The organism is Achromobacter denitrificans NBRC 15125, from assembly GCF_001571365.1.
In the GTDB taxonomy this organism is placed as follows: Bacteria; Pseudomonadota; Gammaproteobacteria; order Burkholderiales; family Burkholderiaceae_B; genus Achromobacter; species Achromobacter denitrificans.
The window spans coordinates 1-15,959 of sequence record NZ_BCTQ01000071.1; the positions used below are offsets into that span (position 1 = coordinate 1).

Consider the following 15,959-nt stretch of genomic DNA (forward strand, 5'->3'; position numbering starts at 1 on the left):
AAGCCGAGCCAGCGCGCCAGGGCGCGCTGGCTGCCCGCGCGCGACAGCCGCGCCCGAGCGTTGTCGTCGCGCGCCACCACCGGCGTGAGCGCCGCGGCGACGTGGCCCGCATGCGCGGGCGCGCCCGCCGAACGGCCCGCGTCGATCACGGTCACGCGCCAGCCGCGCGCGGCCAGCGCCTGGGCGATGCCGCCCCCCGCCAGGCCCGCGCCCACCACCACGGCATGGCCGGCGCCCGAAGGCCGCAACGCCGCGGCCACGCGCCCTTCCTGCGCGGCCTCCCCGGCCGTCATATGCCATTTGCCGCCATAGCCCGGCGCGCGGCGCACATTGAACCCCGCCTCCTGCAGGGTCCGGCGCAATTCGCCGGTGCAGGCCCAGGTGGCCACCGTGGCGCCGGGCGCCGCCAGGGCCGCCAGGTCGCGCAGTAGCGGCAGCGCCCACATCTCGGGGTTGCGCTCGGGCGCGAAGCCGTCCAGGAAAAACGCGTCCACCCGCGCGCTCAGGCGCGGCGCCAGCACCCGCGCGTCGCCGAAGCCCAGCGTGAGCGTCACCGCCCCGCCCTCGAATTCCATGCGGTGCAGGCCCGGCAGCAGGTCGGGCCATTCGGCCGCGAGCCGCCGCCCCAGGTCCGCCAGCGGTTCGGGCGCGTAGCGCTCAAGCAGGGCGGCCAGGTCCTCGCGCGCGAACGGATGCCCTTCCATCGACACCACGTGCAAGGCGGCGGGCCGCTCGGGATCGTCCCGCCAGGCTTTCCACAGCGCCAGGAAATTCAGTCCCAGGCCGAAGCCCGTCTCGCAGACGGTGAAGGCGCTGCGCCCGCGCCAGCGCTGGGGCAGGCCGTTGCCGCGCAGGAACACATGCTCCGCCTGCCCCAGCGCGCCGGAAGGCGAATGGTAGACGTCGCCATAGACGGGGCTGTACAGCCTGCCGTCGGCATCGAATTCGGCCACGGCCGGAATCAGGGGTACGTAATTGGAGGACATGGAAACGGCGGAAACAAACGGAATTGGTATTGGCACGCATTATCGGACGACGGCCACCCTGCGTTGGATGGACGCCACGCGACGGGGCCGTTTCATCGGGCTGCCACGGCATTGACGCATACATGGGCTTACACTGATTTCATGGATACTTACGATCAGTCCCACTCGCAGGCCTCGCCCATCGACCTGTGCGCCGCGATCGACGCGGCCGTCACAGCAGCCCATGCCGGCGCAGCCATCCTGCAATCCTACGCGCATCGGCGCACGGACCTCGTGATCGACCGCAAGGCGCGCAACGATCTCGTGTCTCAGGCCGACCGCGAGGCGGAGGCTGCCATCATCCAGGAACTAAAGGCGCGCACGCCCAAGTTCGGCATCGTCGCCGAGGAAACCGGCGGCCGCGCGCAAGGCGCCGCCACCTGGTACATCGATCCGCTGGACGGCACCACCAACTTCCTGCACGACATCCCGCATTACGCGGTATCGATCGCGCTGATCGCCCACCAGGGCACCTCGATCACGGCCCATGAAGCGCTGGCCGAAGACACGCCGGTGGTCGGCGTGGTCTACGACCCGAGCCGCGAAGAACTCTTCACCGCCGTACACGGGCTGGGCGCGTGGCTCAACGGCCGGCGCATCCAATGCTCGCGCACGCCGACGATCGAAGACGCGGTCCTCGCCACCGGATTCCCGTTCCGGGACTTCTCCTTCGCCGCGCAATACATGCCCATGCTGCACGACGCGATCAACCGCGCGCGCGGCGTGCGCCGCATGGGCGCGGCCGCGCTCGACCTCGCCTGGACCGCCTGCGGCCGGTACGACGGCTATTGGGAAATGGGGCTGGCGCCCTGGGACGTGGCCGCGGGCACGCTGATCCTGCGCGAAGCGGGCGGCGCCTGCTCGGACATGCACCAGCAGGATCCCTGGCCCATCGGCGGACGCGTCGTGGCCGGCAACCCCGCCATCGAACGCGCCCTGCATGAGATGATCGCCCCGCACCTCGACAAGAAAGGCTGAGCCGCCGGCTACGGCGCCTTGCCCGCCTCGGGCGGCTGGGCGTCGGGCCGCAATTCGCGGCGCAGGATCTTGCCCACGTTGCTCTTGGGCAGTTCGTCGCGGAATTCCACGTAGCGCGGACGCTTGTAGCCGGTCAGGCGCTCCCGGCACCATTCCTGGATCTGCTCCTCGGTCAGCGACGGGTCCTTTTTCACCACGAACACCTTGACGGCCTCGCCCGAATGCTCGTCCGGGATGCCGATCGCCGCGCACTCCAGCACACCCGGATGCTGCGCCACCGCCGCCTCGACCTCGTTCGGATAGACCTTGAACCCCGACACCGCGATCATGTCCTTCTTGCGGTCGACGATGCGGGTGTAGCCCTGCTCGTCCATGATGCCGATATCGCCGGTGCGGAAGTAGCCGTCCGCCGTCATGGAATGCCGGGTTTCCTCGGGCTTCTGCCAGTAGCCCAGCATGACCTGCGGCCCGCGGATGCACACTTCGCCGCGCTCTCCCAGCGGCACCTCGCGCCCGTCGTCGTCCAGGATCGCCACGTCGGTGGACGGCAACGGCAGGCCGATGGACCCCGAGTACTCGGTCGCGTTGGTGGGATTCACGGTCGCCACGGGCGAAGTCTCGGACAGGCCGTAGCCTTCGACCAGGGGCCTGCCGGTGATCTTCAGCCAGCGCTCGGCCACCTGGCGTTGCACCGCCATGCCGCCGCCGAGGGTCAGCCGCAGGGCGGAAAAGTCCAGGCGCGCGAAATCCTCGTTGTGCGCCAGCGCGTTGAACAGCGTATTGACGCCGGGAAAAATGTTGATGGGCGTCTTGCGCCACGCGTTGATCAGGGACGGCTGGTCGCGCGGGTTGATGATGAGCACGTTGCGCATGCCGGCGTACATGCCATACAGCCCGCACACGGTCATCGCGAACACGTGATAGAGCGGCAGCGCGCTGATGATGGTGAGCTGCTGGCCGGCGAGGTCGTGCACCACGGGCTGCGCCACCGCCTCGGTCTGCAAGACGTTGGCCGTAAGGTTGCGGTGCGACAGCATGGCGCCCTTGGGCACGCCGGTCGTGCCGCCGGTGTACTGCAGCACCGCCACGTCGTCCATCGACAGGGCCGGCGGCGTGAAGGGCAGGTTCGCGCCTTCGCGCAGCACCTTGGGCAGCATGCGCGCGCCGTCGATATGCCAGGCGGGCACAATCTTCTTCACGTAGCGGGCCGCCAGGTTGACCAGGGGCGCCTTCAGGCCCCCGAGCAGGTCGCCCGGCCCGGTCACGACGATGTGCTTGAGCTGCCCGCGATCCGTGACGCGCTCCAGCGTGTGCGCGAAGTTCTCCAGGATGACGATGACCGACGCGCCGCTGTCCAGCAGTTGCCGCTGCAGTTCCTCCGCCGTGTACAACGGGTTCACGTTGACCACCACCAGGCCGGCTCGCAGCGTGCCCAGCATGCTGACCAGGTAGGCCGGCACGTTGGGCATCATCAACGCCACCCGCTCGCCCTTGGGCAGGCCCAGGCCTTGCAGCCAGGCGGCGAAGGCGCGGGCGTGGGCATCCAGTTGCGCGTAGGTAATGTCGCTGCCCATCGCGGTGCACGCGATGCGCGAAGCGTATTGCTTGCAGGCCCGGTCCAGCAGGTCGGTCAGGGAGGAATATCCCTCGGTGGAGATCTCCGCCGGAACGCCTTGCGGGTAATGAGCAAGCCACGGACGCGTCATGGTATTTGTCTCCATTAAATTGGTTTTTGATTGATGATACCCTTGTTGCGTTCCCTTATTTCGCCCGAGCGCCCCCCATGAAACTCCTCGAACCCATCGTCGCGTGGCACCAAGACATATCCGAGATCCGACGCGACATCCACGCGCATCCCGAGCTGGCTTTCGAGGAGTTCCGCACCGCCGACGTGGTGGCCGCGAAACTTGAGGAATGGGGCATCGAGATCCATCGCGGACTGGGCGGCACGGGCGTCGTCGGCATCATCCGCGGCAATCTTCCCGGCGACCGCGCCGTGGGCCTGCGCGCCGACATGGACGCGCTTCCCATGCAGGAGGTCAACACCTTCGCGCACGCCAGCAAGCACGACGGCAAGATGCATGCCTGTGGCCATGACGGCCACACCGCCATGCTGCTGGCCGCGGCGCGCTACCTGTCGCAGCACCGCGACTACGCGGGCACCGTCTACGTGATCTTCCAGCCGGCGGAAGAAGGCGGCGGCGGCGCCAAGCGCATGATCGACGACGGCCTGTTCACGCGCTTCCCCATGGAAGCCGTGTTCGGCATGCACAACTGGCCCGGCATGAAGCCCGGCCAGTTCGGCCTGACCCCCGGCCCCATCATGGCGTCCAGCAACGAGTTCTCCATCGTCGTGAAGGGCAAGGGCACCCACGCCGGCATGCCCAACCTGGGCATCGACCCGGTCATGGCGGCCGTGCAGTTGGCGCAATCGCTCCAGACCATCATCACCCGCAACCGCAATCCGCTGGACGCGGCGGTGCTGAGCATCACGCAGATCCACGCCGGCAGCGCCGACAACGTCGTGCCCAATCACGCCGAATTGCGCGGCACGGTGCGCACGTTCACGCTGGAAGTGCTGGACCTGATCGAACGCCGTATGGAAGAGATCGCGCGCCATACCTGCGCGGCAATGGACTGCGAAGTGGAATTCACGTTCCAGCGCAACTATCCGCCCACCATCAACCATCCCGCGGAAGCCGCGTTCTGCGCCGACGTGCTGCGCGACATCGTCGGCGAAGCCAACGTCAACGACCAGGTGCAGCCGACCATGGGCGCGGAAGACTTCGCCTTCATGCTGCAGGAACTGCCGGGCTGCTACGTCTGGATCGGCAACGGCACCGGCGGGCATCGCGACAGCGGCCACGGCATGGGCCCCTGCACGCTGCACAACGGCAGCTACGACTTCAACGACGAACTGCTGCCGCTGGGCGGCACGTACTGGGTCCAGCTGGCGCTCAAGCGCCTGGCCAAGGCCTGATCCTCACACGCCGTCCGGCGCGCCGACCGCCAGGCACATTGCCAGGAAGCGCTCGGCCGCGCGGGCGGCGGCGTCAGCGTGCGGCACCAGGATACTCAGGGTGCGCGTCAGCGGCTTGGGCAGCAGGCGCAGCGCCGCCAGCGCCCCGTCTTCGTGGCGCATCGACATGACGGACACGAAGCCCACGCCCAGGCCCGCGCGCACCGCCTGTTTCACCCCCTCCACCCCCGCCAGCTCCAGGCCCACGGAGGGCGCCAGCCCGGCGTCGGCGAACGCGCGCTCCACCAGCCGGCGCACGCCCGAGCCGGGTTCGCGCATGACCAGGGCGGAGGCGGCCAGGTCGCGCAGCGTCACCGCCCCCTTGCCCGCCAGGGCATGATCCGCCCGCACGATCGCCACCACTTCGTCCTGGCGCCACGCATGCACCGCCGTGTCCGCGGGCAGGCCGGCCGGCACGTCGCCCTCGATGAACGCCAGGTCCAGGGCCGGCAGACGCTCGACGATCTCGCGCGTGTTGCCGTCGGACAGGTGCAGGCTCACCGCCGGAAACGCGTGGCGGAAGTCCGCCACCAGGCTGGGCAAGAGATAGCTGGCGGGCGTGGTGCTGGCGCCCAGGCGCAGGGCGCCCGTCTCCAGGCCGCGCCAGGACTCGCGCACGGCCTGGGCCTGGCGGTATACCTGCCGCAGCTGCCGGGCCTGCTCGGCCAGGCGTTCGCCGGCGTCGGTCAGGGCGATGCCGTGGCCGCTGCGGCGATACAGAGGTTCGCCGAACCATTCCTGCAACATGCGCAGCTGGCCTGACACCGCGGGCTGGGAAAGATTCAGCACGCCGGCGGCACGGCTGATGTTGCCGGTATCGGCCACGCAGGCGAAGGTCAGCAGCTGGTCCGGGGTCATGGAGGGGCCACGATAGGGCGACTATCGGCCAAATTATCAGAATTCCCGATATTACATATCCGAAATAAAGATTTTTCAAATAGTAGAGGCGAAATTAATATTTCGTGTAGTTATTTAGATATGCGCCAAGGCCAACCATGAGCAATTCCTCCAGCACCGCCGTCCCCCTGCCCGCCACGCCGGCCACGCCCGTCGCGCCGCCGGCGGCCACGCCGTGGCGGGACAAACTCAACGGAGTCTTGTTCGTCGGCCTGATGGCCGCCGCCGTGATGCAGCTCGCCGACCTTCCCGCCATCCGCCAGCTCGGGTTTTCGCCGCTGGTGGTGGGCATCGTCTGCGGCATGCTGTACGGCAACTTCCTGCGCGGCACCATGCCGGCCGACTGGGGCGTGGGCGTGAACTTCACCGCGCGCCGCCTGCTGCGCATCGCCGTGGCGTTCTACGGCCTGAACATCAGCATCCAGCAGATCGCGGCCGTCGGCCTGCCCGGGCTGGCCGTCTCGGTCGCGGTGGTGCTGGGCACCCTGCTGATCGGCACGGTGGCCGGCCAGCGCCTGCTGGGCCTGGACCGCGACACCGCCATGCTCACCGCCGCCGGCAGCGCGATCTGCGGCGCCGCCGCCGTCCTGGCGTTCGAACCCACGCTGCGGGCCGCGCCACACAAGAGCGCGGTGGCCGTCGCCACCGTCGTGCTGTTCGGCACCCTGTCCATGTTCCTGTACCCGGTGCTCTACCACGCGGGCTGGCTGAATTTCGACACCCAGGCGCTGGGCATCTATATCGGCGGCACCATCCACGAAGTCGCCCAGGTCGTGGGCGCGGCCAGCAACATCGACCCCGCCACCACGGAAGTCGCCACCATCGTGAAGATGACCCGCGTGGCCCTGCTGGTCCCGGTCCTGCTGGTGCTGGGTATGTACCTGCGCAGCGCCGCCTCCCAGGCCGGCGGCCAGGCCAAGGGCGCCAAGCTGCCCATTCCCTGGTTCGCGGTGGGTTTCCTGGTGCTGGCCATCATCAATTCGCTCGATATCATCCCGGCCGACGCCGTGGCCGCCATCCGCCGGCTGGACATCTTCGCGCTGACCATGGCCATGACGGCGCTCGGCATCGAAACCCGCTTCGCCCAGATCAGAAAGGCCGGCCCCCGCGTGATGGCCCTGGGCCTGATCCTGTACGCCTGGCTGTTGGTTGGCGGCTACGCCATCGTCAAGCTCGCCTATTGATCGCCGGCCCCGCCGCGGCCAGGCGCCGCGGCGGGGTTCACGCATACACGCGGCGGTCTCGTTTTTCCTGCATAATCGGCTGGTTCTATTGCAGTGGAGTCGGCCGCATGACCTCCAGCACCAAAACCCCTTCCACGACTTTGCCCGCCCACCGCGACGCGGTATTGCGCGTCATGCCGATGCCGGCGGATGCGAATATCCACGGAGACGTTTTCGGCGGCTGGATCATGTCCCAGGTGGATATCGCCGGGTCGATCCCCGCCGCGCGGCGCGCCGCCGGGCGCGTGGCCACCGTGGCGGTCAACGCCTTCCAGTTCAAGCAGCCGGTCTTCGTGGGCGACCTGCTCAGCTTCTACGCCGCCATCGTCAAGACCGGCAAGACCTCGATCACCGTGTCGGTCGAGGTCTACGCGGAACGCCAGCGCCTGGACGCCGAGATCGTCAAGGTCACCGAAGCCACGCTGACCTACGTCGCCACCGACGAAGCGCGGCGCGGCCGCCCGCTACCTACCCTTTGAGTCGTAACGCATGACGCAGTCCGCCGCCGCGCAGAAACCGCCCGCGACGCCCCGCCGCCTCGATCCGGAAGACGCCCAGCACGCCCTGGCGGAAGTGCAGGAGCGCCTGCGGCGTCAGCAACTGGTCGCCGACCTCGTGCACCGCCAGGAAGAGGGCGATTCCAAGGCCTCGCTGGTCGAGGACCTGGTCCACCGCCAGCACGAAGCCGAACTCAAGACCCTGCTGGACGGCCTGCATCCCGCCGACATCGCCTTCATCCTGGAATCGCTGCCCAAGGACGAGCGGCAAGCGATCTGGGCGCTGGTCAGCCCCGAGCACGACGCGGACGTGCTGCTGGAAGTCGAAGACTGGGTGCGGGAATCGCTCATCGAAGCGATGGACCGCCAGGACCTGGTCGCCGCCACCGGCAACATGGACGCCGACGAGCTGGCCGACCTGGCGCCCGACCTGCCGCCCGACGTGGTGGCCGAAGTCCAGAAGGGCCTGACCGAAGAAGAACGCGCGCAGCTGCTGGAAGCCATGGGCTATCCGGAAGACAGCGTGGGCGCGATCATGGACTTCGAGATGGTCCGGGTGCGCGAGGACGTGACGCTGGAAGTGGTGCTGCGCTACCTGCGCCGGCTGCATGAACTGCCCGACCATACCGACCAGATCTTCGTGGTGGATCGCCAGGACAAGCTGCAAGGCATCCTGCCCCTGTCGCGCCTGCTGGTCAGCGAACCCGAAACCGAGGTGCGCGCGGTCATGAATTCGGACTTCCTGGCGCTGAACCCGCTGGACTCCGACGCCGACGCCGCGGGCGCCTTCGAACGCTACGACCTGGTGTCCGCCCCCGTGATGGACGACCAGGGCCGCCTGATCGGCCGCGTCACCATCGCCGACGTCGTGGACGTGATGCGCGAAGACTCGCAGGAGCAGGCGCTGTCGCGCGCCGGTCTGCAGGAAGAAGACATCTTCGCCCCCGTCGCCACCGCCCTGCGCAACCGGGCCCCCTGGCTGCTCTTCAACCTCTGTACCGCCGCCACGGCCTCGTTCGTGGCATCCCAGTTCGAAGGCACGGTCAGCCAGATCGTCATCCTGGCGTTCCTCATGTCCATCGTGGCGGGCATCGGCGGCAACTCCGGCAACCAGACCATGACGCTCATCATCCGGGCGCTGGCCATGGGCCGCATCACCGGGCGCAATCTCTGGCAGCTGGTCAAGCGCGAGCTCCTGGTGACCCTGATGGTGGGGCTGTGCGGCAGCCTGGTGGCGGCGCTGTTCGCCTGGGCGATCTCGCATTCAGTGTCCATCGCGCTGGTGATGATGGCCGCCATGGTCTGCAACATGCTGGTGGGCGCATCGGTGGGCGTGCTGGTGCCCATGGTGCGCGCCCGCTTCGGCAAGGATCCGGCGATGGGCTCTTCGGTGCTGCTCACCTTCGCCACGGATTCGCTGGGATTCTTCATTTTCCTGGGCCTGGCCACGCTCTTCCTGCTGTAGCCCGCCTGCAACAGGCGGCGCCGCGCCGGCCCCCGAATCCCCCGGGAAAACGGCGCTTGACAGCTGGCTGACAGGGAGGACGACGACCGTTCCATTACAGTAATGGGATTGTCATCTTCCTCCCCCCAGTGCCCGCAATGACCGCCAGACTCCGGGCAGCGATCTTCTGTCTGCTGCTGCTTCCCTTTGCCTCCGCCGTTCAAGCCTGTGACAGCATGCCCTCCTGGGCGCAATCGGCATGCAAGCGCGTGGACCAGATCTGGACGCAGGGCGGCAACGATCTCTACCTGACCGGCTATTCGTGGCACAACCGCGCCACCTACAGCAAAGAGAAGATCGACAGCTTCAACGAACTGGCCTGGGGCGGCGGCTACGGACGCAGCCTCTACGACGAGGACGGCGACTGGCAAGGGCTCTACGCCATGGCCTTCCTCGACTCGCACAGCAAGGTCCAGCCCATCGCCGGCTACGGCTTCCTGAAGATCGGCGAGGTCAGCGAGAATTTCCGGCTGGGCGCGGGCTACACCGTGTTCCTCACCGCGCGCCACGACATCATGAGCTACGTGCCCTTCCCCGGCATCCTGCCGCTGGTGAGCGCGGGCTACAAGAACTCCATGCTGTACGCGACCTACATCCCGGGTTCCAGCGGCGCGGGCAACGTGCTGTTCGTCTTCGGCCGCTGGCAGTTCTGAACGGGCCGCGCCGGCCGCTTCAGCAGGCCTCCAGCTTGCGCACCAGATCGCCCAGGCGCCAGTCGTCGATGCCGTGCGCGCGCAAGGCGCGCGCCGTCTCCACCACGTAATCCAGGCAGGGGCCCGATTGCCCCACGGCATTGCGCACCGAGGCCAGCAGGCGGTCGTCGCTGAGGCCGGCGGCGTATTCCTGGCAGGCCCGATTCAGCAGGAACGCCAGCCCCCGCACCGGCGCGGCCTCGGTATGGCAGGTCAGCCAGCGCGGCGAGTAGGCTCCAGTGATCATTTCCCGGCGCCAGAGCGCCTGGAACACCGCGGGCACGTCGCAGGCAGCCACCAGGAAGGCCACCCCGCGGCAGCAACCGCCGCGGTCCAGGCCGAACACCAGGCCGGGATTGTCGGGCGAGCCGCGATGATCGTGCGACCACAGGCACAGGGAGCGGTGATAACCGCGCACCGTCGCCAGGCGGCGTTCGCGCCAGGCGAAGCCGGGATGCCATATCAGGGAGCCGTAGGCGAACACCCACAGGTCGTCGGCGCCGTTCCAGCCGGTCAGCAGGTCGTCCACCGAAAGCGCGTGCCGTGTCTTTGCCGGGCCGGCGCAGCCGGCGGGTACTGCCAACGACATAGGGTCCTCTGATATCCCGATTCATTCCATGCGTGGAATGGCGGATATCCTACGCGCTTGCCCCCGCAAAAGCATTGCGAGATGGGGCGCCGGCGAAGCCCCGAACGGAATTTGCATCCCCGGCACCGGCTGCCCGGGAAATAAATTTGCGCGCCCCGCCTATACCGAGTCCAGCGGCAGTTCGGTCGTGCTCTTGATGACTTCCATCGAGAAACTGGCGCTGACGTCCAGCAGGTCCACGGCGCCGATCAGGCGCCGGTAGAAGCGGTCATAGGCCGCCATGTCCTCGACCACGACCTTCAACAGGTAGTCCACGTCGCCGGCCATGCGGTGGAACTCCACCACATTGGGCAGGGCCATGACGGCGTTGATCAGGCTCTGCGTCCACTTCTCGTTGTGCTGGCTGGTCCGGATGGACACGAACACGGTCAGGTTCAGCCCCAGGGCGCGCGGATCCAGCAGGATGGCGTTGCGCGCGATGACGCCGTCATCCTTGAGCTTCTGGATGCGGCGCCAGCATGGGGTCACGGACAGGTGCACCTGCTCGGCGATCTCGGCGACCGAGCAGGTAGCGTCCTTCTGCAGCAAGGCCAGTATCTTGATGTCGGTCTGGTCCATGGGGAGTCCTCACGCGATCGGCCCAATCTTGCCTGTTCGGCCCGTCCTCGTCCAGCCGTCCAGCCATTTGGCGGAACCGTCAGTACGTGCCGGGGTAGCCGCCGCCGTCGATGAGGAGGTTCTGGCCCGTCATGTAGCTGGCCTGCGCCGAACAGACGTAGGCGCAGAGGGCGCCCAGTTCCTCGGGCTGGCCGTAGCGGCCCGCCGGGTTGGCGCGGCCGCGCTCGTCCCACAGCTGCTCGAAACTCTTGCCGCCCGACTGTTCCAGCATGCCTTGTATGTGCCTGACCTGCGCGTCCGTGGCGAAGGCGCCCGGCAGCAGATTGTTGATGGTGACGTTGTGCCTCACGGTCTGCCGCGCCAGCCCGCCCACGAAACCGATCAGGCCCGAGCGCGCGCCGTTGGACAGCCCGAGCTCGGCGTGCGGCGCCTTTACGCTGCGCGAGACGATGTTCACGATGCGGCCGAAGCGCCGTTCTATCATGCCGTCGACGACTCGCCGGATCATGTCGATGGGGCCCAGCATCATGGCGTCCAGCGCCGCGACCCAGTCCTCGTGCGTCCAATTCCGGAAGTCGCCCGGCAGCGGCCCGTCGGCGTTGTTGATGAGAATGTCGGGATGCGGACAGGCCGCCATGGCCGCGTCGCGGCCTTGCGCCTGCGTCAGGTCGGCCGACACCCAGCCCACGCCTATGCCGGTCTCGCGCGACATCTCGGCGGCCGCCTGCTCCAGCGTGGTCGGATTGCGGGCCGCGATCGTCACCGCCACGCCTTCCCGCGCCAATTGCAGGGCGCACGCCCTGCCCATCCCGCGACTGCCGCCAAATACCAGTGCCGTCTTGCCGCCGATCCCCAGATCCATGCCTGACTCCCCTGTCCTGGCGGACGGCCCCGGTGGCTCGCCCTGCCGCAGCGGATCAGTATAGGGCCGGCGCCGCCCGCGCGGACGGCGCCGGCGCCCGCTACCAGCTCAGCCCATCCACTGGCTGACCGGCGCCGCCGCGTCCTGCAGCGGCTGGGCCACCACATCGATCAGCGCCGGGCCGTCGTGCTCCATGGCGGCCTTGATGGCCGCGTCCAGCTTGGCCGGATCTTCCACGCGCCATGCTTTCACGCCGTAGGCTTCGGCGATGCGCGCATGGTCGGTGCGATTGAAGTCCACGCTGTAGTAGCGCTTGTCGTAGCCCGCCTTCTGGCTGGCCTTGATCCAGCCGTAGACCGAGTTCGAGAACACCACCATCAACAGCGGCGCCTTGTGCCTGACGATGGTTTCCAGTTCGCCCACCGTGAAGCCGAAGCTGCCGTCGCCCATCACCGACACGCATTTGGACTGGGGCCGGCCCACCCATGCGCCCAGCGCGGCGGACATGGAAAAGCCCAGCGCGCCGTGCGCCCGGTTGGTGATGAAGTGGCGGCCGGGACGCGACACGTCGTAGTAGGCCGAGAAGTACGGGCACGGCGTGCCGGGATCGGCGCAGACCACGGCGTCGTCCGGCAACAGCCGGTTCAGGGACTGCACCACGCGCTCGGGGCGGATGGGCGCGTCCAGGCTGTTGGCCAGCGGCTCCAGCTGCGCCTGGCGGGCCGCCTTGGCTCGGCCGGCCAGCACCGCGCCGTCGGCCGCGTCCGCGGGACGGTGCGCCAGGCGCTGCGCCACCTCGGCGCCCAGCGCCTCCAGCGCCAGCTTGGCGTCGCCGACCATGCCGACTTCGGTCAGGTAGTTGGCGCCGATCACCATGGGATCGATATCGATGTGCAGGATGGGCACGCTGCGGTTGGGGAAGCGCCAGTGCTCGGTCGAGGTCGAGCCGGCGCGGCATCCCACGAACAACACCACGTCCGCCGCGGCCACCACGTCGCGGGTCGCCATCACCCCGCCGTTCGAGCCCACCACGCCCGCGTTCAGGGGATGGGTGTCGGCAAGGCTGCCCTGCCCGCTCACCGTCACGCAGACCGCGGCCTTGAGCGCCTCGGCCAGCTGCTGCAAGGCCGTGCTGGCGCCCGCGATGACCACGCCCCCGCCGCAGATGATCACCGGCGCGCGCGCGCCGACCAGCCGCTGCGCGGCGCGCGCGACGTCGGCGGGATCCGGCGCGAAGCGCATCGCGGGGAACTGGCCGTGCTCGGGCTGCGCCCAGATGTCGGCGGCGTCCACCTGCTGCTTCATCACGTCGTACGGGAAACACAGGTGGGCCGAGCCCGGCTTGCCGGTCGTCATGGCCCGGAACGCCGCCCGCACCATGCCCGGGATCTGGTCCGCGCGGTCGATGGTGCGGTTCCATTTCGTCAGCGGGCGGTACAGTGCCTCCTGGTCCAGCTCGGTCAGGGGATACTTGCCGCGCGAGCCCACCGCCACGTCCGAGGTGATGCCGAGCACGGGCACGGACGATTCGTTGGCCTCCACCAGGCCGGGCAGCAGATAAGTCGCCCCGCCCCCGCTCGGCCCCTCGCACACGCCGACCTTGCCCGTCACGCGGGCATAGGCGTCCGCCATGTAGCCGGCGCTGCGCTCATCGCGCGTCAGGATGTGCTGCATGCCGTGATCCAGGCGGTACAGCGCGTCATAGAACGGCAGGCTGGTGTCGCCGCACAGGCCGAAAATGTGTTTGACGCCGTTGTGCTGCAGCATCCGCACCATGGCTTCGGCGCCGGTCAGGTTTTCCATGTCATCTCCACGTGTTGCTTGCGCGCGGCCGGGCGATCCCGGCCGCGTGCCGGTCAGTTGTCCAGATTGATGTTGCTGCTCTTGATGAACGCGCTCCAGCGGTCGTATTCCGACTTTACGTAGGCGTCCAGCGCGGGGCCGTCGGAAGCCACGATCTCGAAGCCAGCCTCGGTCACCTTCTTCCTGATTTCGGGATCGGCCAGCACGGCCTTGAAGTCGGCGGTCAGTTTCTTGATCGTGGCCTCCGGCGTGCCCTTGGGCGCGAACATGCCGCTCCACGAGTAGGCGACGAAACCGGGGAAACCGGATTCGGCCACCGTCGGCACATTGGGCAGTTCGGGCAGGCGCTTGTCGCCGGCCACCGCGAGCGGCTTGATCTTGCCCGCCTGGATCTGGCCCCGCAGCGCCGCGAAGCTCAGCCACGTCATATTGGCCTGGCCGCCCACCACCGCCTGGATGGCCGGTCCGCCGCCGCCGTACGGCACGTGCAGCAGCTCGACCTTGGACAGGCGCTTGAGTTCTTCGGGCGCCAGGTGGTTAAGCGAGCCGACGCCGGTGGAGGCATAGTTGAACTTGTTGGGCGGCTGCTTGGCGGCCGCGGCCAGGAACTCCTTCAGGTTGTCCCCGGGCACGCTCGGATTGGCGCCGATCACGAGCGGAAAGCGCACCGTCTGCGAGATCGCCACGAAGTCCTTGAACGTGTCGTAAGGCAGCTTGGGCTTCACGGCGGGGTTGATGCCGTGGTTGTCGAAGCTGACCAGCAGCGTATTGCCGTCAGGCTCTGCGCGCGCCACGAAGGCGGTTGCGATCTGGCTGGCCGCGCCCGGACGGTTCTCGACCACGACGGCCCGGCCGCCCAACTGCTCCGACAGGCGCGGCTGCAAGATGCGGGCGAGGATGTCCGTGCTGCCGCCTGGCGGATAGGGCACGACCAGCACCAGCGGCCGTTCCTCGGCCATGGCGGGCGCCGCGACGAAGGCGCCCCCTGCTGCGGTCAGCATGCATAACGCCGCCAGACCGCGTGTCAACCTGTGGTTCATTGCTTTTCCCCTGCTGATATGGTGTTGGCCGGCACTGCCGAGGCGGGTTCGGCCTGGTCCCGCATGTAAATCGTGGAAAAACCGGTGCGTATGACGTCGGTGATCTGATCCAGCCGGCGGCCGATGTGCGCGTTGACGAGGCCGGGCAAGGCGTCGATGTCGCGGCGCTCCAGCGCCTCGACGATGCGCAGGTGCTCGCCCTGGGTATGGCCGCGGCGGCCCTGCTGCATGTCGATCCAGCGCACGAAATGGATGCGGGCGTTGACGCTTTCCAGCGCCCGCACGAACTCGTCGTTGCGCGAAAACCGGGCCAGCGTAAGGTGGAAGGCTTCGTCCAGTTCCAGCAGGCGCGTGGCCTCGCTGTCCTCGGGCACGTCTCGCGAGCGTTCCACGAACGCCCGCAGGCCGGCCAGTTCCTCGTCGGTGGCGCGCTCGCAGGCGGCCCGCACGATCCCGGCCTCCAGCACCGCGCGGTATTCGTACAGGCTGTGGATCTGCTTGGCGTCCAGCAAGCGGGCGATAAAGCCCCGATTGACCGAGCGGGTCAGGAAACCTTCGACCATCAGCTGGTTCAGCACTTCGCGCAACGGGGTGCGACTGACGTTCAGCCGACGCGCCAGCTCTACCTCGTTGATGCGTTCGCCAGGCTTGAATTCGAAGCGCACGGCCATGGCCTTGACGGCGCCGTACAACTCGGCCTGGGCGGCCTGGGTGCGCGCTGCGGGGCGGATCGCGGGGGAAGATTGCGTCATACCGGACCGAAAGTGTCAGGGTTCGCCAAGGGGAGATGAAGTGCATACTAAAGTGCATACACTTCATGGGCAAGCAGGGTTTGCCCGAAATCGGGAGGGTGACGAGGGATGGGGCGTGTGGTGTGGGCCGTGGGGGCCGTGGGGGATGCGTGGGATGGGTGGGATGGGTATAGCGCGGCAGTTCCCAGGCAAGAACTTAGGTGCTCAACGCGCGAAACCCATGCGGCCGTGGGCCGAGAGTCCCGGCATCGGCGGGAAAACACACTCTTGCCCACCGCATGGGTTTCGCGCGCTGGGCAATTGGGTTTTTGCGCGAATGGTCTCGCGCTGCACCCATCCTACGCCCGGTACCCTGCGTGTAGTGGGTGGGCGAGACCGGCGGAAGGGATGGGGACGGATGAGAGGGTAGGATGGGTAGAGCGCGGCAATTCCCAGGCAAGAACCTAGACGCCCAGCGCGC

Annotated in this window: 15 protein-coding genes; 6 read left to right on the top strand and 9 right to left on the bottom strand. The window is 68.1% G+C overall.

Going from position 1 to position 15,959, the window contains the following annotated elements; translation table 11 throughout:
• Positions 1-986, bottom strand: a 986-nt coding sequence (mnmC2, locus tag ADE01S_RS30210) for a tRNA (5-methylaminomethyl-2-thiouridine)(34)-methyltransferase MnmC2 (RefSeq protein ID WP_156494272.1), incomplete at its 3' end; no start/stop codon positions are given.
• A 141-nt stretch (positions 987-1,127) separates the two neighbouring features.
• On the opposite strand from mnmC2, the gene ADE01S_RS30215 reads away from it, so the two are divergent.
• The gene (locus ADE01S_RS30215) at positions 1,128-2,003 is read left to right on the top strand and encodes an inositol monophosphatase family protein (RefSeq protein ID WP_062685456.1); all 876 of its coding nucleotides are present in this window, start codon (positions 1,128-1,130) and stop codon (positions 2,001-2,003) included.
• Between the two features lie 8 nt (positions 2,004-2,011).
• Here the strand turns inward: ADE01S_RS30215 and ADE01S_RS30220 are convergent, their stop codons facing one another.
• A complete protein-coding gene (locus ADE01S_RS30220) occupies positions 2,012-3,709 on the bottom strand; it encodes an AMP-binding protein (RefSeq protein WP_062685457.1) in 1,698 nt (565 codons plus the stop codon).
• Between the two features lie 77 nt (positions 3,710-3,786).
• On the opposite strand from ADE01S_RS30220, the gene ADE01S_RS30225 reads away from it, so the two are divergent.
• Positions 3,787-4,983, top strand: a complete 1,197-nt coding sequence (locus ADE01S_RS30225; RefSeq protein ID WP_062685458.1) for a M20 aminoacylase family protein — start codon at positions 3,787-3,789, stop codon at positions 4,981-4,983.
• A 3-nt stretch (positions 4,984-4,986) separates the two neighbouring features.
• On the opposite strand, the gene ADE01S_RS30230 is transcribed toward ADE01S_RS30225, so the two are convergent.
• Positions 4,987-5,880, bottom strand: a complete 894-nt coding sequence (locus ADE01S_RS30230; RefSeq protein WP_062685459.1) for a LysR family transcriptional regulator — start codon at positions 5,878-5,880, stop codon at positions 4,987-4,989.
• 137 nt (positions 5,881-6,017) lie between these two features.
• Here ADE01S_RS30230 and ADE01S_RS30235 point away from each other — a divergent pair, with 137 nt between their 5' ends.
• From ADE01S_RS30235 to pagP, 4 genes are all read left to right on the top strand, one after another.
• Complete coding sequence (locus tag ADE01S_RS30235) at positions 6,018-7,103, top strand: YeiH family protein (RefSeq protein ID WP_062685460.1); 1,086 nt, start codon at positions 6,018-6,020, stop codon at positions 7,101-7,103.
• 107 nt (positions 7,104-7,210) lie between these two features.
• The gene (locus ADE01S_RS30240) at positions 7,211-7,621 is read left to right on the top strand and encodes an acyl-CoA thioesterase (RefSeq protein ID WP_062685461.1); all 411 of its coding nucleotides are present in this window, start codon (positions 7,211-7,213) and stop codon (positions 7,619-7,621) included.
• A 10-nt stretch (positions 7,622-7,631) separates the two neighbouring features.
• Positions 7,632-9,104, top strand: coding sequence for a magnesium transporter (gene mgtE, locus ADE01S_RS30245; RefSeq protein WP_062685462.1), 1,473 nt, complete (start codon positions 7,632-7,634; stop codon positions 9,102-9,104).
• 137 nt (positions 9,105-9,241) lie between these two features.
• Positions 9,242-9,796 (top strand): lipid IV(A) palmitoyltransferase PagP, encoded by a 555-nt coding sequence (gene pagP / locus ADE01S_RS30250; protein WP_062685463.1) that lies wholly within the window; start codon positions 9,242-9,244, stop codon positions 9,794-9,796.
• A gap of 19 nt (positions 9,797-9,815) precedes the next feature.
• Here pagP and ADE01S_RS30255 read toward each other — a convergent pair whose 3' ends face one another.
• The 6 genes from ADE01S_RS30255 to ADE01S_RS30280 all read right to left on the bottom strand — a co-directional run bounded on the left by ADE01S_RS30255 (position 9,816) and on the right by ADE01S_RS30280 (position 15,499).
• On the bottom strand, positions 9,816-10,424 hold the full coding sequence (locus ADE01S_RS30255) for a gamma-glutamylcyclotransferase (protein WP_062685464.1): 609 nt from the start codon (positions 10,422-10,424) through the stop codon (positions 9,816-9,818).
• A 159-nt stretch (positions 10,425-10,583) separates the two neighbouring features.
• On the bottom strand, positions 10,584-11,042 hold the full coding sequence (locus ADE01S_RS30260) for an Lrp/AsnC family transcriptional regulator (RefSeq protein ID WP_062685465.1): 459 nt from the start codon (positions 11,040-11,042) through the stop codon (positions 10,584-10,586).
• Between the two features lie 79 nt (positions 11,043-11,121).
• A complete protein-coding gene (locus ADE01S_RS30265) occupies positions 11,122-11,904 on the bottom strand; it encodes an SDR family oxidoreductase (protein WP_062685466.1) in 783 nt (260 codons plus the stop codon).
• Positions 11,905-12,012: 108 nt separating this feature from the next.
• Positions 12,013-13,707 (bottom strand): thiamine pyrophosphate-binding protein, encoded by a 1,695-nt coding sequence (locus ADE01S_RS30270; protein WP_062685467.1) that lies wholly within the window; start codon positions 13,705-13,707, stop codon positions 12,013-12,015.
• Between the two features lie 53 nt (positions 13,708-13,760).
• A complete protein-coding gene (locus tag ADE01S_RS30275) occupies positions 13,761-14,747 on the bottom strand; it encodes a tripartite tricarboxylate transporter substrate binding protein (protein ID WP_062685468.1) in 987 nt (328 codons plus the stop codon).
• Complete coding sequence (locus ADE01S_RS30280; protein ID WP_062685469.1) at positions 14,744-15,499, bottom strand: GntR family transcriptional regulator; 756 nt, start codon at positions 15,497-15,499, stop codon at positions 14,744-14,746. Before ADE01S_RS30280 ends, ADE01S_RS30275 begins: the two co-directional genes overlap by 4 nt.
• Between the last annotated feature and the right edge of the window lie 460 nt (positions 15,500-15,959).